Annotated in this window: 20 protein-coding genes and 1 pseudogene; 11 read left to right on the plus strand and 10 right to left on the minus strand. The window is 61.5% G+C overall.

What is annotated here, in order from left to right; genetic code table 11:
- On the minus strand, positions 1-2,218 hold a 2,218-nt coding region (locus WBV42_RS18665), incomplete at its 3' end, for a CDC48 family AAA ATPase (RefSeq protein WP_423987364.1).
- Between the two features lie 198 nt (positions 2,219-2,416).
- On the opposite strand from WBV42_RS18665, the gene larC reads away from it, so the two are divergent.
- Positions 2,417-3,829, plus strand: coding sequence for a nickel pincer cofactor biosynthesis protein LarC (gene larC, locus WBV42_RS18670; RefSeq protein ID WP_423987365.1), 1,413 nt, complete (start codon positions 2,417-2,419; stop codon positions 3,827-3,829).
- A gap of 10 nt (positions 3,830-3,839) precedes the next feature.
- On the opposite strand, the gene WBV42_RS18675 is transcribed toward larC, so the two are convergent.
- Positions 3,840-4,568 (minus strand): hypothetical protein, encoded by a 729-nt coding sequence (locus WBV42_RS18675; protein WP_423987366.1) that lies wholly within the window; start codon positions 4,566-4,568, stop codon positions 3,840-3,842.
- A 192-nt stretch (positions 4,569-4,760) separates the two neighbouring features.
- Between WBV42_RS18675 and WBV42_RS18680 the strand changes: the two genes are divergently transcribed.
- The 5 genes from WBV42_RS18680 to WBV42_RS18700 all read left to right on the plus strand — a co-directional run bounded on the left by WBV42_RS18680 (position 4,761) and on the right by WBV42_RS18700 (position 8,017).
- Positions 4,761-5,096 carry a cupin domain-containing protein gene (locus WBV42_RS18680; RefSeq protein WP_423987367.1) on the plus strand — a complete coding sequence of 112 codons (336 nt, stop codon included), beginning with the start codon at positions 4,761-4,763 and terminating at the stop codon, positions 5,094-5,096.
- A gap of 121 nt (positions 5,097-5,217) precedes the next feature.
- Positions 5,218-6,213 carry a thiamine pyrophosphate-dependent dehydrogenase E1 component subunit alpha gene (locus WBV42_RS18685; RefSeq protein ID WP_423987382.1) on the plus strand — a complete coding sequence of 332 codons (996 nt, stop codon included), beginning with the start codon at positions 5,218-5,220 and terminating at the stop codon, positions 6,211-6,213.
- Positions 6,213-7,226: an alpha-ketoacid dehydrogenase subunit beta gene (locus WBV42_RS18690; protein ID WP_423987368.1), complete on the plus strand. Its 1,014-nt coding sequence runs from the start codon at positions 6,213-6,215 to the stop codon at positions 7,224-7,226. The genes WBV42_RS18685 and WBV42_RS18690 overlap by 1 nt, the downstream gene beginning before the upstream one ends.
- Positions 7,219-7,482 carry a lipoyl domain-containing protein gene (locus tag WBV42_RS18695; protein ID WP_423987369.1) on the plus strand — a complete coding sequence of 88 codons (264 nt, stop codon included), beginning with the start codon at positions 7,219-7,221 and terminating at the stop codon, positions 7,480-7,482. The genes WBV42_RS18690 and WBV42_RS18695 overlap by 8 nt, the downstream gene beginning before the upstream one ends.
- Before the next feature lie 61 nt (positions 7,483-7,543).
- Positions 7,544-8,017 carry a hypothetical protein gene (locus WBV42_RS18700; RefSeq protein WP_423987370.1) on the plus strand — a complete coding sequence of 158 codons (474 nt, stop codon included), beginning with the start codon at positions 7,544-7,546 and terminating at the stop codon, positions 8,015-8,017.
- Between the two features lie 119 nt (positions 8,018-8,136).
- Here the strand turns inward: WBV42_RS18700 and icd are convergent, their stop codons facing one another.
- From icd to WBV42_RS18720, 4 genes and pseudogenes are all read right to left on the minus strand, one after another.
- Positions 8,137-9,402, minus strand: a complete 1,266-nt coding sequence (gene icd, locus WBV42_RS18705) for an isocitrate dehydrogenase (NADP(+)) (RefSeq protein ID WP_423987371.1) — start codon at positions 9,400-9,402, stop codon at positions 8,137-8,139.
- A gap of 462 nt (positions 9,403-9,864) precedes the next feature.
- A complete protein-coding gene (locus tag WBV42_RS18710) occupies positions 9,865-10,728 on the minus strand; it encodes a PQQ-binding-like beta-propeller repeat protein (protein ID WP_423987383.1) in 864 nt (287 codons plus the stop codon).
- Positions 10,702-10,977: pseudogene (locus WBV42_RS18715) on the minus strand (PQQ-binding-like beta-propeller repeat protein); the annotation flags it as partial. The gene WBV42_RS18710 and the pseudogene WBV42_RS18715, both read right to left, overlap by 27 nt.
- Before the next feature lie 54 nt (positions 10,978-11,031).
- A complete protein-coding gene (locus tag WBV42_RS18720; protein ID WP_423987372.1) occupies positions 11,032-11,241 on the minus strand; it encodes a hypothetical protein in 210 nt (69 codons plus the stop codon).
- A 206-nt stretch (positions 11,242-11,447) separates the two neighbouring features.
- Between WBV42_RS18720 and WBV42_RS18725 the strand changes: the two genes are divergently transcribed.
- On the plus strand, positions 11,448-12,296 hold the full coding sequence (locus WBV42_RS18725; RefSeq protein WP_423987373.1) for an isoaspartyl peptidase/L-asparaginase: 849 nt from the start codon (positions 11,448-11,450) through the stop codon (positions 12,294-12,296).
- A gap of 67 nt (positions 12,297-12,363) precedes the next feature.
- Positions 12,364-13,257 (plus strand): type II methionyl aminopeptidase, encoded by an 894-nt coding sequence (map, locus tag WBV42_RS18730; RefSeq protein WP_423987374.1) that lies wholly within the window; start codon positions 12,364-12,366, stop codon positions 13,255-13,257.
- 88 nt (positions 13,258-13,345) lie between these two features.
- Here map and WBV42_RS18735 read toward each other — a convergent pair whose 3' ends face one another.
- The 3 genes from WBV42_RS18735 to WBV42_RS18745 all read right to left on the minus strand — a co-directional run bounded on the left by WBV42_RS18735 (position 13,346) and on the right by WBV42_RS18745 (position 16,104).
- On the minus strand, positions 13,346-13,546 hold the full coding sequence (locus WBV42_RS18735) for a hypothetical protein (RefSeq protein WP_423987375.1): 201 nt from the start codon (positions 13,544-13,546) through the stop codon (positions 13,346-13,348).
- Between the two features lie 205 nt (positions 13,547-13,751).
- Positions 13,752-15,425 carry a TrkH family potassium uptake protein gene (locus tag WBV42_RS18740; RefSeq protein WP_423987376.1) on the minus strand — a complete coding sequence of 558 codons (1,674 nt, stop codon included), beginning with the start codon at positions 15,423-15,425 and terminating at the stop codon, positions 13,752-13,754.
- Between the two features lies 1 nt (position 15,426).
- On the minus strand, positions 15,427-16,104 hold the full coding sequence (locus WBV42_RS18745; RefSeq protein WP_423987377.1) for a potassium channel family protein: 678 nt from the start codon (positions 16,102-16,104) through the stop codon (positions 15,427-15,429).
- 258 nt (positions 16,105-16,362) lie between these two features.
- On the opposite strand from WBV42_RS18745, the gene WBV42_RS18750 reads away from it, so the two are divergent.
- From WBV42_RS18750 to WBV42_RS18760, 3 genes are all read left to right on the plus strand, one after another.
- Positions 16,363-16,899 carry an HIT family protein gene (locus WBV42_RS18750; RefSeq protein ID WP_423987378.1) on the plus strand — a complete coding sequence of 179 codons (537 nt, stop codon included), beginning with the start codon at positions 16,363-16,365 and terminating at the stop codon, positions 16,897-16,899.
- 76 nt (positions 16,900-16,975) lie between these two features.
- Complete coding sequence (locus WBV42_RS18755; RefSeq protein WP_423987379.1) at positions 16,976-17,926, plus strand: cation diffusion facilitator family transporter; 951 nt, start codon at positions 16,976-16,978, stop codon at positions 17,924-17,926.
- Positions 17,927-18,022: 96 nt separating this feature from the next.
- Positions 18,023-18,550: a plastocyanin/azurin family copper-binding protein gene (locus WBV42_RS18760; RefSeq protein ID WP_423987380.1), complete on the plus strand. Its 528-nt coding sequence runs from the start codon at positions 18,023-18,025 to the stop codon at positions 18,548-18,550.
- Positions 18,551-18,606: 56 nt separating this feature from the next.
- Here the strand turns inward: WBV42_RS18760 and WBV42_RS18765 are convergent, their stop codons facing one another.
- Complete coding sequence (locus tag WBV42_RS18765) at positions 18,607-18,936, minus strand: hypothetical protein (RefSeq protein ID WP_423987381.1); 330 nt, start codon at positions 18,934-18,936, stop codon at positions 18,607-18,609.
- Between the last annotated feature and the right edge of the window lie 482 nt (positions 18,937-19,418).

Consider the following 19,418-nt stretch of genomic DNA (forward strand, 5'->3'; position numbering starts at 1 on the left):
GGAAACCGATGCGGCCGCCGGTCTGGCGCTGCGGACCGGACGACCCGCCCTTGAACTCCTGTTCCATCTGGGAGTAGTAATCGAGCAGGTCCTCGGTGATGGTCGCGCGGACGCTTTCCATCGCGGCGCGGAAGTGTCGCATCTCGACCTCTTCGGCGTCGTCGTCCTCGCGCAGGGCCTCGATTGCGGCCTCGCGGGCGATGGATTCCAGGTCGCTGCCGACGTAGCCGTCGGTCATCTCCGCGAGTTCGCGCAGGCTCACGTCGGGCGCGAGTGGGCTGTCCTCGGTGTGGATCTTGAGGATCTGTTCGCGGCCTTCCTCGTCGGGTTGACCGATCATGACGAGGCGGTCGAACCGACCGGAGCGGATGAGCGCCGGGTCGATCATGTCCGGGCGGTTGGTCGCGCCGATGACCATCACGTCGCCCTTGTCCTCCAACCCGTCGAGTTCGGTGAGGAGTTGGTTGACGACGCGTTCCGAGACGTTGCTCCCGACTTCCTGTCCCCGTCCAGGGGCGAGGCTGTCGAGTTCGTCGAAGAAGATGACCGTCGGGCTGACCTGCCGCGCCTTGCGGAACGTCTGCCGGATGGCCTTCTCCGACTCACCGACCCACTTCGACAGCAGTTGCGGGCCACGAACGCTGATGAAGTTGGCGTTCGTCTCGTTGGCGACGGCCTTCGCCATGAGCGTCTTCCCGGTTCCGGGCGGCCCGTAGAGCAGGACGCCGGACGGCGGTTCGATTCCCATCCGTTCGAACTTCTCGGGCGAGGAGAGCGGCCACTCGACGCTCTCTTTGACTTGACTCTTGGCGTCTTCGAGGCCACCGACGTCGTCCCACGACACCTTCGGGAGTTCGACCAGCACCTCGCGCATTGCGGAGGGCTCAACCTCGTTCAGCGCGCCGCGGAAGTCCTCGCGCTTGACGATCATCCGGTCGATGAGCGACGGCGGGATGGACTCCTCGTCCAGGTCGATCTCGGGCAGGTAGCGCCGGAGCGCCTTCATCGCGGCCTCCTTGGTCAGGCTCTCGATGTCGGCACCGACGAACCCGTGGGTGTCGTTCGACAGGCCGGGGAGGTTCACGTCGTCCGACAGCGGCATCCCGCGGGTGTGAATCTGCAGGATCTCCGTGCGGCCTTCCTCGTCCGGCACGCCGATCTCGATCTCGCGGTCGAAGCGACCGGGGCGACGGAGCGCCGGATCGACCGAATCGACGCGGTTCGTGGCGGCGATGACGATGACCTGACCTCGTGCCTCCAACCCGTCCATCATCGTCAGCAGTTGGGCGACGACGCGGCGTTCGACTTCGCCGGTCACGTCCTCGCGCTTGGGCGCGATGGAGTCGAGTTCGTCGATGAAGATGATGGAGGGGGACTCCTCGGCGGCATCCTCGAAGATCTCACGGAGTTGCTGTTCGGACTCCCCGTAGTATTTCGAGATGATCTCCGGACCAGCGATGGAGAAGAAACTCGCGCTGGTTTCGTTGGCGACGGCCTTCGCCAACAGCGTCTTCCCGGTGCCCGGTGGACCGTGCAGGAGCACACCTTGCGGCGGCTCGATGCCGAGCTTTTGGAAGATCTGCGGGTGTTTCATCGGGAGTTCGACCATCTCCCGCACGCGCTGGATTTCGTTCTGAAGGCCACCGATGTCCTCGTAGGTGATGCCACCGCCGGTCTTCTCGAATCCCGATATCGGCTCCTCTCGGAGTTCGACTTCGGTGTCCTCGGTGATGAGACAGACTCCCTGCGGGTCGGTTTCTACTGCGATGAGCGGGATCGCCTGTCCCGGCGAGCGCATGAATGGGTGATTCGTGCTCGACATGACGGGCACGATATCGCGCTCGACCACCGGGCGCTTCAGAATCTGTCGTTTGACCATTCCGGCCGCGTCGCTGCCGAACTGGACGCTCGCTTCCTCCGGCGGCGCGAGCACCAGTTTGTCGGCCTTGTCGGCCTCTGCTTTGCGGATTTCGACGCGTTCACCGATCCCGACGTCCGCGTTCTGGCGGGTGAAGCCGTCGATGCGGACGGTGTCGGTGTTCCAGTCCTGTCGGTCGGCACGCCAGACTTTCGCGGCGGTCGTATCGCCTCCTTCTATCTCGATGATATCTCCGGGGCTCAGCTTCAGATGCAAGAGCGTGTCCGGGTCGAGACGGGCGATACCGCGTCCCGAATCGTTCGGATACGCCTTCGCCACCTCCAGTTGCACTTCGTTCATGATTGTTCAGTCACGGGGGATAGTTGTGGGTGATAGTTCGCAGGGCATAAGTCCTGTGCTACCGGGAACTTCGGCCATCTCCGATACCGTCGGACGGTGCCCGCGTTCGATGGCTGTCACTACGTGGGGGCAGTACAAAGGGATAGTGGTGGCGACATGACCGCAGGGACTTTCCCGTTCCGCGTCGGGGAGCGACGTATGAGAGCGCTTGCGTTCGACGGGCGAATGGGTGCCAGCGGTGATATGATTCTCGGGGCGCTGCTCGATGCGGGAGCGAGCAGGGACGCACTCTCCCCCGTCGAAGACGCACTGCCGGTGGAGTATTCAGCCGAAACAACGGTCAAAAACGGGATTTCCTCGACACGCGTTCACGTTCTCCTGATAGACGAGGATGGAGAATCGGATCGTTCCCACGGCGACCACACTCACGACCACGATCATCACGACCACGACCACCACAGCGATCAACATTCTCACGACGACCACACGCACAGCCACCAGCACGAACATAGTCACGACCACGACCACCAGCATTCCCACGACCACGACCACCACCATTCCCACGATCACAACCACCAGCATTCCCACGAACACGACCACAACCACGCCGAGGGTGCCGGTCAGGCTCGAACCTACCGCGAGGTCATCGACGTGCTCGAATCGATGGGACTCGACTCACCCATCGAGCGGGACGCGAAAGCCGTCTTCAGGATCCTTGGCGAAGCGGAGGCGAGCGTCCACGACACCGACCTCGAATCGACGCACTTCCACGAGGTCGGCACCGACGACGCCATCGCGGACATCGTCGGCGCGTCGCTGCTGTTCGCGGACCTCGACGCCGAGCGCATCGTGACGACGCCCCTCGCGACCGGCGGCGGCGAGGTCGGCATGAGTCACGGAACGTTCCCGATACCCGCGCCAGCGGTGGTCGAAATCGCGGCCGGGGCCGACTGGTTGCTCTCCGGTGGTCCCGTCGAGGCGGAACTGCTCACGCCGACCGGTGCCGCGATCCTCGCCCACTTCGCGGACGGGGTCGAAACCCTGCCGACGTTGAACGTCGAGAACTCGGGCTACGGCGCTGGTGGCTACGACTTTTCGGACCACCCGAACGTTCTGCGGGTCCTCGTCGGCGAATCGGCGGGTAGTCTCGTGCGCGATGAAATAACCGTCCTCGAAACGAACCTTGACGACACGTCGCCGGAGGTGCTCGGCGGGCTACAGGAAACCATCGCGGATTCGGGTGCACGGGACGTCTCCATCGTCCCCCTGTCGATGAAGAAATCCCGCCCCGGACACCTCGTGAAGGTCGTCGTCAAACCGGAGGACGCAGAGCGTGTGGCTCGAAAACTGGCCGAGGAGACGGGAACACTTGGCGTTCGGCAATCGGGTGGCAGTTATCGGTGGATCGCTCACCGGGAGTTCGAGACGGTGACGCTGGACATCGACGGATCGGAATACGACGTGACGGTAAAGGTCGCGAGCGACGATTCCGGGTCGGTCTTCGACGTGAGCGCGGAGTTCGACGACGCGCAGGCTGTTGCAGAAGAAACGGGAATGGCGGTGCGGGAAGTCATGCGTCGAGCGGAGGGAATCGTTCACGAAAACGAGTGACTGCGAATTCTCACTCCTCGCGGTGTTCCGCGAGCGCCTCCTCGATGGTCAAATCGCCCGCGGCGACCCGTCGTGCGAGTTCCTCGTCTATCTCGCGGTTGTCGGCCGACCGCTCGCGTGACCGGCGCTTGATGACGCCGAGTTCGCCCGCCGTCGGTTCGATGTCGCGCTCTTCCACGATTTCGCCCTCCATTCGGGCGATGTTGACCGCCGCGAGAACGTCGCCCATGCCCCGCGCGCCGGTCCCAAGGTACGGCGTCGTTCCGGTTTCGTCCACCAGTTCCACCTGCACGTCTTCGAGTTCGCGGATGAGTTGTGCTCCCTGAAGCCGCGCCCCGTCACCGATTCTGACCACCGGGTCGATGGCATCCTCTATCTCCTCGTGGACCACCTCCGCGGCGTCCGCGAGCGGGACGTGAAACGACGCGATCACCATCTCGCCCGAGAGAACGGCGATACCGGGGCGCGTGCCGGGATCGATGCCGATGACGGTCCGTCCGTTCTCGCCACGGAGCGCGGTCAATGCTTCCTCGACGGCCTTTCGAGGCCGTTTCGGGTCGGCAACGATAACCGGGAGTCCGGTCTGCACCTCGTCGTCCTCCGCCCGAATGACGATCCGTGCACCATCCGGGAGGTCCGCACCCGGTTCGACCGTGGTGAAGCGAACACCCCTGTCGCGTAGCTCCCCGACCACGTCGTGGTACACCTCGAAATCCTCCGTCGCAACGACGACTGTCACTACCGGGAGTTGGTCGGAGTGGAATAAAGTCGCCACGGTCGCGACGAACACGGATAGAAAACGTAGCGGGACGTTGCGTTCGGTGCAACGACAAAGCGAACCCGGTGATGATTCTCGAACTCGTCGTCGGTTTCGTCTTCGTATTTAGCTGTTCGCCGGGGGATTTACGACGGTTGCGTGTGAACTTTTCTCATGGACACGAATGCCCTCTCGGATCGTGAGGCGACGGAAGTGGCGGACGGCGTGTATCTCGCACAGTTGGCCGTCGGCCAGCGGATGAGCATCCAGCACTTTCACATCGAACCCGGTGCAACCGTGCCGGAACACAGCCACGAACACGAGCAAACCGGCTTCATCTATGGGGGTGCGCTGACGTTCATCGTGGACGGCGAGGAGTTCACCACCGAGCAGGGCGACTCCTACGCGATTCCAAGCGACGAACCCCACGCGGCGGAGAACCGAACCGGCATGCCGGTTCGCGGTATCGATATCTTCAGCCCGCCGCGACTCGACGTACCCTGGAAGTGATGGAAGTAGCCAGAATCGTATCGGCCGCGATTCACGTCGCGTCGTAACTGAAACTTATTATCGTGAGGGTCGTGCCTCTGCGTGGTAGTGTGCCATGATAGGAATCAGCGGACTGGAGGAGATGTTCGAAAACATGGTGACAGCGCGTCACTACGAGGAACGGCTACAGGAGGAGTATCTGGAGGGGAAACAACCGGCGTTCGACATTTCCGCCGGTCCGATACCGGGGGAGTTGCACCTCGCCGCAGGCCACGAGGCGTCCGGCGCAGGCGTGTGTCAGCATCTGCGTGACGACGACACGGTGACCGGTCCGCACCGACCGCACCACGTCGCCATCGCCAAGGGCGTGGATTTGGAGCGGATGACCGCCGAGATCTTCGGCCGTGAGACGGGCCTCTGTCGGGGGAAAGGAGGACACATGCATCTGTTCGACCCGGACGTGAACTTCGCGGCCAGCGGCATCATCGCCGAGGGGTGTCCACCGGCGGTCGGTGCCGGACTCGCGGCGAAGATGCGAAACGAGGACAGTGTGGCCGTGGCGTTCCTCGGCGAGGGAGCCATCGACCAGGGTGGGTTCCTCGAATCGCTGAACCTCGCCAGCGTCCACGACTTGCCGGTCGTGTTCGTCGTCGAGGACAACGACTGGGCCATCAGCATGCCGAAAGGGCGCGTGACGGACGTGGAAAACGGTGCCCAGCGCGCGGACGGGTTCGACATGCACGGTGAACGCGTCGATTACGACGACGCGGTGGCCATCTACGAGGCGGCGGGGGAAGCCATCGGGCGCGCCCGGGACGGCAACGGGCCGACGCTGTTGGAGGTACAGGTACACCGCCGGATGGGTCACTTCATGGGCGACGCCGAAGGATATCGCCCGACGGAGGACACCGAGCGGGCACAGCGACTCGACGCGATCGACCGATTGGAGGAGGATTTGGTGTCGATGGGAACCGACGAGGAAACCCTCGACGACATCCGCTCGCGCGCAACGGAGCGCGTCGAGGACGCCATCGAGTGGGCAAAGGAGCAACCGGAACCCGACCCGGAGGAGGCTTACGAGGACGTGTTCGTGAATCCGCCGGACGGCTACGCGGAAACCCTGCGAGGTGATGAGTGATGGCTGAATCGGACGGAAAGGAACTGACGATGAGTCGTGCGATGGTGGACGCCATCGCCCACGAGATGCGCGAAAGCGACGACGTGTTCGTCATGGGCGAGGACATCGCCGACTACGGCGGCATCTTCGACAGCACGCAGGGACTCCTCGACGAGTTCGACCACGACCGAATCATGGACGTGCCCATCAGCGAGACCGCGTTCATCGGTGCGGCGGTCGGCGCGGCCCAACAGGGGATGCGTCCGATTGCCGAGTTGATGTTCGTGGATTTCTTCGGCGTCGCCATGGACCAGATCTACAACCAGATGGCCAAGAACACCTACATGAGCGGCGGGAGCGTCAACGTCCCGATGGTGTTGATGACGGCCGTCGGCGGCACGTACAACGACGCCGCACAGCACTCCCAAACCCTCTACGGAACGTTCGCCCATCTGCCGGGCATGAAGGTGGTCGTCCCGTCCACGGCGTACGACGCCAAGGGGTTGATGCACGCGGCCATCCGCGACGACGACCCGGTCGTCTTCATGTTCCACAAGCGCCTGATGGGTATCGGGTGGATGCCTGCCCCTGACGGGCCAAAAACGCCCGTTCCGGACGAGGACTACACCATCGAGTTCGGCGAGGCCGACGTGAAACGTGAAGGCGATGACGTCACCGTCGTCACGCTCGGCCTCCACGTGCACCGAGCCATCGAGGCCGCCGAAGAACTCGCGGGCGAAGTGGACACGGAAGTCATCGACCTCCGGACGTTGGTGCCGCTGGACACCGAGACCATCGTCGAATCGGTGTCGAAGACCGGCCGACTCGTCGTGGTGGACGAGGATTATCATTCGTTCGGCGTCTCGGGTGAGATCATCGCGCGGGCCGCGGAAGGCGGGCTTTCCGACCTCGACGCGGTCGAGCGTGTGACCATGCCGGACGTGCCGATTCCGTACGCCCGCCCGCTGGAACAGGAGGTAAACCCCGACACCGAAGACATCGCGGACGCCATCCGCTCCGTGAACGATGAGTGACGGAGACCTCGTACCGGTCGATTCGGCCGCCGTCTGGCCGGAGGATGCGATGGACGTTGAGGAGGCTGTCGTCTCGAACTGGTTCGTCAGCGAGGGAAGCCGAATCGAGGAGGGCGACACCATCGCCGAGATTCAGATCGAGAAGGTGAGCGTGGACGTGCCCGCGCCCGCGACGGGCGAGTTGATGGAACGACTGGTCGACGAGAACGAGGAGTTCGAACGCGGTGACGCGCTGGCACGGATTCAGCCCGCGTAATTCGCCGTCGTTCGTTTCGTCCTGCAGAAAGGTTTTACCGTCGGTCCGGTTTCACCCTTCCATGACTCTACTGACACGTCGGAAGACCCTCCAAATCGGCGGGGTGGCGTTCGCCAGTGGCATAGCGGGATGTTCTACGTTCGGCCAGCAGTCATCACCGCCGCTCCGACTCGGAGGAATCGACGTTCACAACTTCGATCCGCGTCCACACTCCGTTCACGTCGCCTTTTTCGACGACGGGAAGTCAGTCTATCGGGCTTCGAAGGACGTTCCGGCCGATCACGAGTCCTCACCGGGATTCGCCAGCTTCGAAAACTATCCGACCCGACCGGACGAGGACGCCCTCCGCGTTTGGATCGACGACCAGCCGAAATCAGATCGGAAACGGTTCGATTTCGGTGAGCGGAACGCCTCGTGCCTCGGTCTCTTGATAACCATCGGGAACGAGATCGGGACGGACCCCGGAAGCGTAACCATCTGGCATTCGACCAGCGAGAACGAATGTGAAGGGATGACGGAAACGACGGAGGGGTAGCGTTCGTCTCGCCCACGATTCGTACGACTCGCTAGCGACGTGTTTCGGTGGGTGAAAAAGGAAGAATACAGACGGATTTCTGACCTTCGCGGCGTCGCCGCGAAGGTCAGAAAAACTCTCTACGAGAGTTTTTCGATATTCTCGACGATGGCGTCAGCGTACTCGCTGGTGGCGAGTTTGTTGCCGCCTTCGATCTGGCGTTCGAGGTCGTAGGTGACGTCGCCGGAGGAGATGGTCTCCTCGACGGCGTCGTAGACGAGTTGGCTGGCGTCCTTCCAACCCATGTAGTCGAGCATGAGACGGCCGGAGAGGATCATCGCGGTCGGGTTGACCTTGTCCTCACCGGCGTATTTCGGGGCGGAACCGTGGACCGGTTCGGCGAGACAGCGGTGTTCACCGAAGTTCGCACCCGGGGCGATGCCGAGACCACCGATCTGTGCGCCGGCGGCGTCGGACATGTAGTCGCCGTTCAGGTTCATCGTGGCGATGACGTCGTACTCGTCGGTACGGGTCAACAACTGCTGGAGCATGTTGTCCGCGATGCGGTCCTTGACCACGATCTTGTCCTCGGGCTGCTCGCCGTCGTACTCGTCCCAAAGCTCGTCCTCGGTGATGGTGACGTCGCCGAACTCCTCCTCCGCGAGTTCGTAGCCCCAGTCACGGAACGCGCCTTCGGTGAACTTCATGATGTTACCCTTGTGGACGAGGGTGACGGAATCGAGTTCGTTCTCGATGGCGTACTCGATCGCTTCGCGGACGAGACGCTTCGAGCCGAACTCCGTGATGGGCTTGATGCCGATGCCGACCGGACCGTCGTGGATCACGTCGTCGTAGCCCATGTCCTCCTCGACGAAGGTCTTGACTTCTTCGACTTCCTCGGTTCCGGCTTCCCACTCGATACCGGCGTACACGTCCTCCGTGTTCTCACGGAAGAAGACCATGTCCATCGCCTCGGGGTGTTTGACGGGCGACGGGACGCCGTCGAGGTGGTAGGTCGGGCGCACGTTCGCGTACAGGTCGAGCGTCTTACGAAGCGCGACGTTCAGGCTGCGGAAGCCCGCGCCGACGGGCGTCGTGAGCGGCCCCTTGATGGCGATGTTGAACTCCTTGATCGCCTCGACGGTGTCGTCGGGGAGGTTCTCGTCGTACTTGTCGCGGGCGCTCGAACCGGCGTAGACACGCATCCAGTTGATCTTGCGGCCAGTCGCTTTCGCGGCGGCGTCGAGAACTTTCTGTGCTGCCGGGCCGACGTCCGTCCCGATTCCGTCCCCGTGAATGATGGGGATGATGGGGTTCTCCGGTACGTCGAGTTCGCCTGTCTCCTCGTCGTACGTGATTTGGGCCCCTTCTTCTGGAACCTCTACTTTGTCGTACTCGTAGCTCATGAACGTGTGAACATCGGAAGGTGGAGGATAAAAGGCCTGCCGTTTGTCTTTGTGTGTGCGATATACTCCCTTTGATTCCTAGAATATTTCGATGGGAACGGTCACAATCCCTTCCCGCACACAAGATATTTGTTCGGATAAAATTGAGTAACTCTCGATGAAATCAATAGGACCACTGAAACTTCGACGGTTGGGTGTCGTCGCCGCGGCGTGTGGCTTGGTATGGACATTCTATGCCCTCGATCAAGTGTATGTCTTTTTCAACTCCCCGCCTCGGTTTCTCGCTGCGAAATCTTCACCGATCATCACGAAAACCTCGCTCGCTTTGACGGGAATCCTCATTCTCGTGGTTGGTCTGTACGTCACGCGGAACATTTACCGATGGTCCGTCGCAACCCCAAACTCTCGTCGTTCATAGAAGTGGGAATACATAATGAAGCTGAAAATAAAGGCCGATGAACGTCAGCAGTCGTCGTCCGAGTCGCCGTGTCCGTCGTCGTCGGAACCGTTTGGACTATCGGAATCGTCGGAGTTTTCGGAGTCTTCGGATTCATCAGAATCGTCCTCGCCATGCGTTCCGTCGTCGTTCGGCCGCAAGGCGACGAGCTGAAACGTATTGTCAGAGCCCTCGATCATCCCGTACACTGTTTGGGAGGTAACGAGCGCACCCGTGTAGTCTTGAGACGGCAGGGTTCGCCTTCGAACGACTTGGAAGGTGTCAACGTCGCGTCCGACGAGTTGAATTTCGCCGTCGGACGTCTCATCGAGTTCGTAGAACTCGTCACCGTGAACGCTATTGGTGTAATAGCCGTCCTCGCTGAGCGTCCGTATATCTCCGGTTTCGATGTCGAACGCGTAGAACTTCTGCCGACCAATGTAGATGGCGTCGTCGGTAACGGCACAGGCGATACCGATGCCGGGCCACGGGGCACTTGGATCGTTCACGTCCGGTTTCTCGAACGTTTGCTGCCACCGCGTTTCGCCGCTTTTCGGTTCGAGAACGTAGAGGTTGTCGTATACCGACGCGACGACTTCGCCCTCCGTGGCGATGAGAGACCCACCTCGGTCGAAATCCCGCGTCCATCTCGTCTCTCCGGTTTCGACGTCGATGGCGTACAGCGTCCCTTCGTAGTCGTCGCTCGCATAGACCACTCCTTGGGCGACCGCATAATATTCTGTCACAGCAAAGTCGTGCTCCCAGTGAACGGTTCCGTCCTCACGGGCTATCGCGGCGGGCCCGGCGTCACCGGCGACGACGAACTCGTCGGTTATCTTCGGTGAAAATCCTCCCGCATTGGCAGACCACAGTTCGGTACCGTCCTCGATATCGAACGCGTACGTCATGCCCTCGGAGTTGATATCGATCCCGCTTTCGGTGTTGTACGAACTCGACCCGTTGGCCGTGACGTAAACCGTTCCATCGGCGACTGCCAGATTGGTTCCCCACTTTCTGAAGTCAACGTCCACGGACCAGCGTTCGGACCCGTCCGTCGCGTTCAGTGCGACCAACCCCGGATCATCTATCCGGGTGACGAGGACGGTTTCGTCGCTGACGATCGGTCCGTGATAGACTCCATCGTAGGACCAGGCTTCCGATAACGAACCCTCTGGAGGGCTTCCATTCGGACTTTAGCTCGTGTTACCGTTGTCGAAGCGCGACTGCGGCCACGCGTCCGTGTCGATGTCCACGGTCGAATCGTCGTCGTACTCGGCAAGAACGGACTTGGAGGAACTGGTACTGTTGGCGGTTCGTTTGGCGATGGCGGTCCCGCTTCCGACGAGACCGAGGCCGGCCATCGACAGCACGGTTCGGCGGTTTGCTTTGAGTCGATCGCTCATGCAACTACTGATGAATATTAATACATTTTAATTATCAGTATAATAATTGAATCTCCGGGCAAAATAACTCCATTAGCAGTCAGATAATCCGACAGTATCCGTGGGAATATTGTCGTATCCATTGAACCGGTTCAAAACAAAACGAATTCGCGTGCCGGACTGCCGTTTGATGTGAATTTAAGCCGCCGCACGCGAGAGCACCCCGCATGAACGTCATCGTACACGGCGGTGCGGGCGGCGAACCCGACGAACCCACGCCTCGACAGGGCATCCTCGACGAAGCGGCGCAGGTCGGCAGCGAAGCGGAAACGGTCGTGGACGCCGTCGAAGCGGCGGTTCATGTCCTCGAATCCTCGCCGCGATTCAACGCGGGGGTCGGCGGTGCGGTCCAGAGCGACGGGGTAGTCAGAACCGACGCGGGCATCATGACGAGCGACCGCGAAGCGGGCGCGGCCTGTTCCATGCCCGGCGTCGAACACGCCGTCAGCGCGGCCCGCGTCGTGATGGAGGAGACGCCGCACGTGTTCGTCAGCGGCGAGCACGCGGTGGACCTCGCCGCCGACTTCGGCGTCGAAACGGGCGTCGACCTCTGGAGCGAAAAAAGCCGTGAGCGATGGGCCGAGTACGACACGCCCGACGGTTCGCCGAGCGAACACCTCGACTGGCTTCGCGAGAAGTTCGGCGGTCACGATACGGTCGGCGCTGTCGCCTACGACGGCACGCAGTTCGCGGCGGCGACTTCGACCGGCGGCAGATGGCTCGCGCTCGCGGGACGGGTCGGCGACGTGCCGCAAATCGGGAGCGGGTTCTACGCGGCCCCCGCCGGTGCGGCGAGTTCGACCGGGGCCGGTGAGGACATCGCCAAAGCGACGCTCACCCGCCGGGCGGTTCGCCACCTCGAATCGGGATACGATGCAGGGGAAGCGGCGGACCGCGCAATCGAGGAGTTCGCGGAACTCACCGGATCGGAAGCGGGCGTCATCGTTCTCGACCGGGACGGCAATTCCGGAAGCGCGTTCAACACCGACGCGATGCAGACCGCCGTGAACCGGTAGATTCGTCGCATTATCCCCGTTTCGCCGTAACGCAAACTCTTTCCGGCGTTCGGATGAACAACGGAGTATGAGCGAAGAGGTAGACCTCTCTGCCGAGAAGTACGAAAAGCATCGGGAAGCCGGTGAAATCCTCGCACAGGTGCGAGCGGAGGCGGCCGAAAAAGTCGACGTCGGCGTGACCCACCTCGAAGTCGCGGAGTTCGCCGAGGACCGAATCCGCGAACTCGGCGGGAAACCAGCGTTCCCCGTCAACATCAGCATCGACGAGGAGGCCGCCCACGCGACGCCGGGCATCGACGACGAAACCACGTTCGGCGAGGACATGGTCAACCTCGACATCGGCGTCCACGTCGATGGTTGGCTGGCGGACACCGCGATCACCGTGGACCTCTCCGGAAACGACGACCTCGCGGAGGCGAGCGCGGAAGCGCTCGACGCCGCGCTCGAAATCGTCGAACCGGGAGTCGAGACCGGCGAAATCGGCGCGAAAATCGAGTCCGTCATCGACGGCTACGGCTACAACCCCGTCGTCAATCTCTCGGGACACGGCCTCGCCCACTACGAACAGCACACGGACCCGAACATCCCGAACCTCGCCGTCGAACGCGGCGTCGAACTGGAAGTCGGCGACGTTGTCGCCATCGAACCGTTCGCCACGGACGGTAGCGGGAAAGTCGGCGAAGGAGCGGAGGAGGAGATTTTCGCCCTCGAACGGGAGTCGTCGGTTCGTGATCGAAGCGCCCGGAAAGCGCTCTCACAGATCACCGAGGAGTTCCGTACCCTTCCGTTCGCCACTCGGTGGTTGGACGTGTCCCGACCGACGATGGCACTCCGTCGCTTGAAGATGAACGACATCGTTCACGGCTACCCGGTGCTCAAGGAAGAGGACGGCTACCTCGTCAGTCAGAAGGAACACTCGGTCATCGTCACCGAGGACGGTTGTGAAGTGTTCACTGAATAATCAACTTTTCTGCAGTTATATTCCGGTGACACGTGCTGCGAACCGGATCGAGAATAGTGACCGCCACCGACGAGAATCCGCTATTCGATTACGCGTTGTTCATCCGCTGGCTTTTCTCCTCACCACACGATTGACATCGCGTGACTCGGTACGGTTCCCGGGAGAACTCGGCGTTTTCCCGTTTTTTGCTCTCGGTTCGGATTTCCACGGAGACCTCGTGTGACGTCTCGCGGCCGCAGTTATCGCACAGTTCTACCATTGCCGAAAACTCCTGATTTTTTGTTGCCATCGTGACTTCCTGCTCGGTTCATACAAGCCCTGACACGAGCATAAAAACCCCTCTCTGTTGGGTGGCGTTCGAACCGTTTATTCCAACGCCGTCTTGCGATTTTGCCATTCCACGGGTTCTGAGTGTCCCATTTCGTTTATAGAGCTCCCTGAACCGTTAATGAGGCTGGAACACTCTACAACAGCCGAATACTTTAAATACTTGATTAGGGGTTAAGTCCGAGGACGGCCGAGCGGAGAAATACGAGAACCGGGATTATCTCCAAACGGCCGACCCACATGTTGAGAACGAGCATCCCCTCGCCGAGCGACGACATCGTCGGTCCGACGATTCCGGTCGAAAGCCCGACGTTCCCCTGTGCACTGGCGACTTCGAACAACGAGTCCGCGTAACCGTGCCCCGGCGCGACGTTGACGAGAACGAGGCTTCCCGAGATAAGCAGGATTATCCACAGCATACTCACGATGGACGCCTCGCTGAACTCCTCGAACATCTGCTCTCGCTTGAGCACGCGGTCCCCGATTCGGACGTTGACGACGGCCGAAGACGGGAGGAAGACACGGGTGAACTCCCACTGAATCCCTTTGCTTATCATGTAGCCACGGATGATTTTGATGCCGCCGACCGTGCTCCCGGCGGCCCCGCCGAGCACCATCGCCGCGCTGAGGATGAGTTTCCCACCGGCGCTCCATTTCCCGATATCCGAGGACTGAAAGCCGGTGCAGGTCAGCGCGCTCACGAACTGAAACGTCGCATCGCGGGCCGCGTCGGCCGCTGTTGATGATAATCCGAGATTTCCGAGTCCGATCCAGCCGACCGCGTCGAACGCTTTACTCGCAGTCGGGAGCGCGACGATGTTCTGGATGGAGAGGCCGAGAACGCCGACGACGTAGAGGATGAACAGCCAGCGCGTCTGGGTGTCCGAAATCAGCGGTTTCGCGTCCCTGTTCCGAAGCATGATGTAGTGAATCGGGAACGCGATCGCGCCGAGCGTCATGATGGGGAGCAACACCCCTTCGACCAGCGGCGAATCGTAGGACTGGATGGAGTTGTCCGTCACGCTGAACCCGCCCGTCGAAAGCGCGGTCATCGCCTCGTTGAGCGCCTGCCAGAAGACGTCGAACAGCGGTAACTCCGGCTTTGCGACGAGGATGGCGAGAAACAACGCCGCCACGGAAATCGCGGTGTAGAGCAGGAAGATACGCCACACGGTCTGGACGGTGTGGATGATGCTCGGGTGAATCCGCTCCTCCCGTGCTTCCGCCCGGTAGAGCGCGTAGCTCCCGCTCCCGGGGCGAGCGAGGATTGCGGTCGTGAGGACGATAACGCCGACGCCGCCGACCCACTGGATGAACGACCGCCACCACTGGACGGCCCGCGGCAACGACGGTTCGTGTACCGCCATCGTCAGGCCGCTCCCCGTCCACCCGGACATGCTCTCGAACAGCGCGTGAAGCGGGTTTTGGAAGTACGCGAGGCTCGACATCGTGGTCCCCCCGCCGACCTGAATCGGTTGATACTCCGCCCCGACCGGAACGTAGGTGTTCATCACCGAAATCGGCGTGAGGTGTGCGGCGAAAAACAGCGGCAATCCACCGAACACTGCGGTGGCGAACCACCCTCCGGCGGCGATGATCATCCCGTGTTTCATCACCGGATCCGGTGCGTCCCCGAAGAGCCTCCGGGCCGCACCCCCTATTCCGGCCGTGATTCCCCCGGAGAGCAGGAACGCGAGCGCCACGTACCACTCCCGGAACGCCAGCGCGACGAAGACGGTGAACGTCATCATCACGGCCTGTATCAGGACGAGTGCACCTACGTCCCGAAGGATGGTTGCGAGGTGCGCCGGAACGCCCGCGACCGTATTGCGTCGAACCATCTCAGCTGTGATCCTCGTAGTGACCGAAGATGTCGGTCACTTTCGGCGTCGCACCGTTTTCGGAGAAGACGGTGACCACGTCGCCACCCTCTATTTTCGTGTTTCCGCGGGGAGTGATGACCTCGTTCTCGCGGTCGATAGCGACGACGAGCATTCCCTCGTCGAACAACCCGTCGTCCGCCGCATCCGACAGCGTGAGACCGGCGATCGGGGCGTAGGAATCGACCGTGATTTCGAACACCTCGGCCGTCTTCCCGACTTTCATGTAATCCTTGATAGACGGTCGTTTGACCGCCCGATAGAGGTAGTTCGCGATGAGTCGCTGTGGGTTCTCGATGACGTTCACGCCGAGTTGGCGGAAAATGCTCATGTGCTCGGTGTTGTGCACCACCGAAACGAGCGACGGGATTTCCAGTTCCTGTCCCAGCAGGCAGACCATGATGTTCGTCGCGTCCTGGTCCGTCGTGCTGATGAGCGCGTCCGCGCGGTTCGCCCCCGCTTCCTCCAACGTGTCGAGAACCGTCGCGTCGTTGTGGAGGACGAGACAGTCGAACTCCACCGACGCGCGTTCCGCCCGCTCGGCGTCTTTTTCGATTACCACTACGTCGTTGTTGTCCCGTGTCGCAATGCCGATGAGTTGCGAGCCGATATCGCCCGCGCCGACGATGATGAGATACATTCGTTACTCCTTCCTCGGGAGCCATCGGTTGAAAAGATACTGTTGTCACGTCTTTCTGACATCGTCCTCCGCCGGTCGTGACGGCGGTTCGATTCCGGTAAGTGTTCCTTTCGGAACTGTTATGATTGGCTTAAATCGACTTTGAACGCCGTTTCGAGCGGAATTCGTTCGCTTTGGGACTACCCCTGCACTTCCCGCTGGAAATAAACCTCCGTGACGAGTCTGAAAACCTAAACCGTCCCACGACGACATCCCGATATGAAACAGGTCTTCGCACCGTGGCGGATGGAGTGGGTCGAGCGCGATAGCGACGAGGAGTTCGACGGCTGTGTTTTCTGCGAGTTTCCTCGTCGTGAAAACGCGCGGGAACATCTGGTCGTCGCACGTAACGACCACGCGTTCGTCATGCTCAACAACTATCCGTACAATCCAGGCCATGCGATGGTGATTCCGGACGTGCACGAGAGCGACTACGCGAACCTCGACGACGAAACCCTGCTCGGCCACGCACACCTGAAACAGCGGACGTTCGACGCGATGGAGGCCGCGTTCGGCCCGGACGGCTTCAACGCCGGACTGAACATCGGCGAGGGGAGCGGCGGGTCCATCGACCACCTGCACACGCACGTCGTCCCGCGCTGGAGCGGCGACACGAACTTCATGCCCGTCATCTCGGACACGAAAGTCATCGTGGAGGGGCTTGACGACACCTACGAGAAACTGCACGCCGCGTTCGCCGAACAGGAGGATGCGACCGTCCCGAACCCGGACGCGGCGGTTTCGTTCGAGGAGTGAGCGGTCGTCGCCGACGCCCGTCGGTAACGACCCGCTCGCCGACATACCCATACGGCGTGCGGTCCAATCACGAACGATGAATCGGGCGGGGGCGATTCGAACGGCGGGAGCCATCATCCTCACGGCGAACCTCCTCTTAGCCGTCGCCAAAGGTGCCGTCTGGTTCCAGACCGGGAGCCTCGCGGTCGGTTCGGAGGCCATCAACAGCCTCTCGGACGCGATTTACAGCGTCGTCGTCCTCGCCGGATTGTACCTGACGACGCAACCGCCGGACTTCGAACACCCGCACGGGCACGAGCGAATCGAGCCGTTCGTCTCGCTGTTCGTCGCGCTCGGCGTGTTCTCGGCGGGTGGGGTGGTGCTGTGGCGGGCCGGGACCTCGATCCTCTCCGGCGACATCACGACGACGACGAGCGTTCTCGCTGTCGTCGTTCTCGCCGGTACGGGCGTCGTGAAATACGGACTCTACCGCTACTGCCTGCGAGTCGGTGACGCGGTCAACTCGCCCGCGGTGGTCGCGGCCGGGTTGGACAACCGAAACGACATTCTGACCGCCGCGGCGGCCCTCGTCGGTGTGCTCGGCGCTCGGTTCGGATTTCCCGTCCTCGACCCTCTCGCGGCGGGTGTGGTCTCGTTCGGGATTCTGTACACCGGGTGGGAAATCGTCCGCGACAACGTGGACTACCTGGTCGGCCGCGCACCGCCGGAGGACCTCCGTGCGACCATCGTCCAACGCGCGCTCTCACATCCTGACGTCGAGGGCGTTCACGACGTCGTCGCCCACTACGTCGGCCCGGAAATCGACGTGAGCATGCACATCGAGGTCGAAGGCGACCGGACGCTCATCGAAGCCCACGACATCGAAACCGACCTGATGAACACCATTCGGGACATTCCAAACGTGGACGACGTTTTCATCCATATCGACCCGAAGGAACTCGGCGAGTGGAAAGCCGACGCCGAGGCCGACAGGTTGGCGGAGACGTCGGTTGGCGACGAGGAGGGACAACCGGATGGGTCGTCGTAGCAATAAACTAAGGAGAAACGCCCTTCAGGTTTTCAGTATCTGAGAATCGGTATCAGTATTCTTTTATCGAGAGGAGAGAGTGACGAACGTACTCTCATGACTCCCTCTCTTAGCAGGCGGATGCTACTGAAGGCGACCGGAACGACGGTCGTCAGCGCGACGCTCGCTGGCTGTTCGAGCAGCCAGCCTGAGCCGGACAAGACTCCTGCGGACACGACTGTGGTCGTCGGTGCGAACGGCAACTACCGGTTCGACCCCGAAAACCTCACGATCACCACCGGAACGACGGTCGCGTGGAAGTGGAAATCGAACAGACACAACATCGTCGTCAACAAGCAACCCAAGGACGCAAACTGGGAGGGGACGCCCGGCGGGAAGGGAAAACTGTACCACGACGGCTATCGCTACACCCACTCCTTCGACGTCCCCGGCTACTACCACTACTACTGCAACCCCCACCGCTCGATCGGGATGGTCGGCTCCGTCACGGTGAAGGAGGGTTCGAAAAACGGCGGGACGAAAACCAACGAAACGGACGGCGGTAGCGGAAAGACGGCGACGGGAAGCAAAGCGACAACGACGTCCGGAGGGGAGACGACGACAACGTCCGGAAGCGGGAACTGACTGCCGTTCCTCGATACCTCTCGTCTGCGGTTCGGCCTGCCGCTCCGATATTCGTTCTACTCCTCGACGTCTACTTTCGCGGTGCCGGTCACGCCCCCATCGATGCGAGCGGTCACCGTCCTGGTCGTGTACTCCGTCCCGAACTCCTTCGACCACTCGACTGCCCCGCCAGCCTCCACCGAGCGCTCGATGATCGTGGATTCGTCGTCGTCGTACATCTCGTCCGTCGGCCAGTACAGCGCCGCGAGGAATCGCCCGTCGTTCTTCGAGACGTTTTTCGCCGCGAACGAGAGTTTCGCGTTCGAATCCTCCATCGTCGCGTCGAACGACTGCAGTTCGAACTTCGGGGCAGGCTTGGAGAGTTTCGCCACCGCGTCGTCCGGCACTGACCACTCGGCGCTGTCGCCGTCGTACCGACACCGAATGACCGCCTCGCTCGCGTCGAGCGGCGACGGCGAGGAATTTGCGTCGGTTCGTGGGGGGACATATTCTCGAATGTTTCGTCTCCCGATCTATGTTTTCTTTCTGGGATGTTTTGGTGCATGGGCGGGAGTGATATTTCGAGAGGATTTTGATTCCCTCGCGATTACAGCAACCGCGGGAACACCGCAGGAGCCTGGTCGCCCCCGGAATACGCATAGTTGACTAGTTAAGCAACTATTCAATTAAGAATGTATACCTCGAAACCGTCCGCCTGATCACGTGAGCATCGCTCGCGTGACCGGGTAGGTGATTTCTGGACCGGTATCGGAGTCGCTACTGAAATCACGGAAAACAAAACGCGCTCACTCGAAGAACACGATAGAGAACTCTCCAACCCCCCGCTATCGACGTTTCAGACCGGTTTGCCGAACGCGTAGACGGTCTG

Source organism: Haladaptatus sp. (assembly GCF_049589095.1).
GTDB lineage: Archaea > Halobacteriota > Halobacteria > Halobacteriales > Haladaptataceae > Haladaptatus.

Bases quoted from the DNA above. Each gene is read 5' to 3' on its own strand.
- larC (WP_423987365.1), top strand. From the start codon at position 2,417: ATGAGAGCGCTTGCGTTCGACGGGCGAATGGGTGCCAGCGGTGATATG.
- WBV42_RS18680 (WP_423987367.1), top strand. From the start codon at position 4,761: ATGGACACGAATGCCCTCTCGGATCGTGAGGCGACGGAAGTGGCGGAC.
- WBV42_RS18685 (WP_423987382.1), top strand. From the start codon at position 5,218: ATGTTCGAAAACATGGTGACAGCGCGTCACTACGAGGAACGGCTACAG.
- WBV42_RS18690 (WP_423987368.1), top strand. From the start codon at position 6,213: ATGGCTGAATCGGACGGAAAGGAACTGACGATGAGTCGTGCGATGGTG.
- WBV42_RS18695 (WP_423987369.1), top strand. From the start codon at position 7,219: ATGAGTGACGGAGACCTCGTACCGGTCGATTCGGCCGCCGTCTGGCCG.
- WBV42_RS18700 (WP_423987370.1), top strand. From the start codon at position 7,544: ATGACTCTACTGACACGTCGGAAGACCCTCCAAATCGGCGGGGTGGCG.
- icd (WP_423987371.1), bottom strand. From the start codon at position 9,402: ATGAGCTACGAGTACGACAAAGTAGAGGTTCCAGAAGAAGGGGCCCAA.
- WBV42_RS18720 (WP_423987372.1), bottom strand. From the start codon at position 11,241: ATGAGCGATCGACTCAAAGCAAACCGCCGAACCGTGCTGTCGATGGCC.
- WBV42_RS18725 (WP_423987373.1), top strand. From the start codon at position 11,448: ATGAACGTCATCGTACACGGCGGTGCGGGCGGCGAACCCGACGAACCC.
- map (WP_423987374.1), top strand. From the start codon at position 12,364: ATGAGCGAAGAGGTAGACCTCTCTGCCGAGAAGTACGAAAAGCATCGG.
- WBV42_RS18735 (WP_423987375.1), bottom strand. From the start codon at position 13,546: ATGGCAACAAAAAATCAGGAGTTTTCGGCAATGGTAGAACTGTGCGAT.
- WBV42_RS18740 (WP_423987376.1), bottom strand. From the start codon at position 15,425: ATGGTTCGACGCAATACGGTCGCGGGCGTTCCGGCGCACCTCGCAACC.
- WBV42_RS18745 (WP_423987377.1), bottom strand. From the start codon at position 16,104: ATGTATCTCATCATCGTCGGCGCGGGCGATATCGGCTCGCAACTCATC.
- WBV42_RS18750 (WP_423987378.1), top strand. From the start codon at position 16,363: ATGAAACAGGTCTTCGCACCGTGGCGGATGGAGTGGGTCGAGCGCGAT.
- WBV42_RS18755 (WP_423987379.1), top strand. From the start codon at position 16,976: ATGAATCGGGCGGGGGCGATTCGAACGGCGGGAGCCATCATCCTCACG.
- WBV42_RS18760 (WP_423987380.1), top strand. From the start codon at position 18,023: ATGACTCCCTCTCTTAGCAGGCGGATGCTACTGAAGGCGACCGGAACG.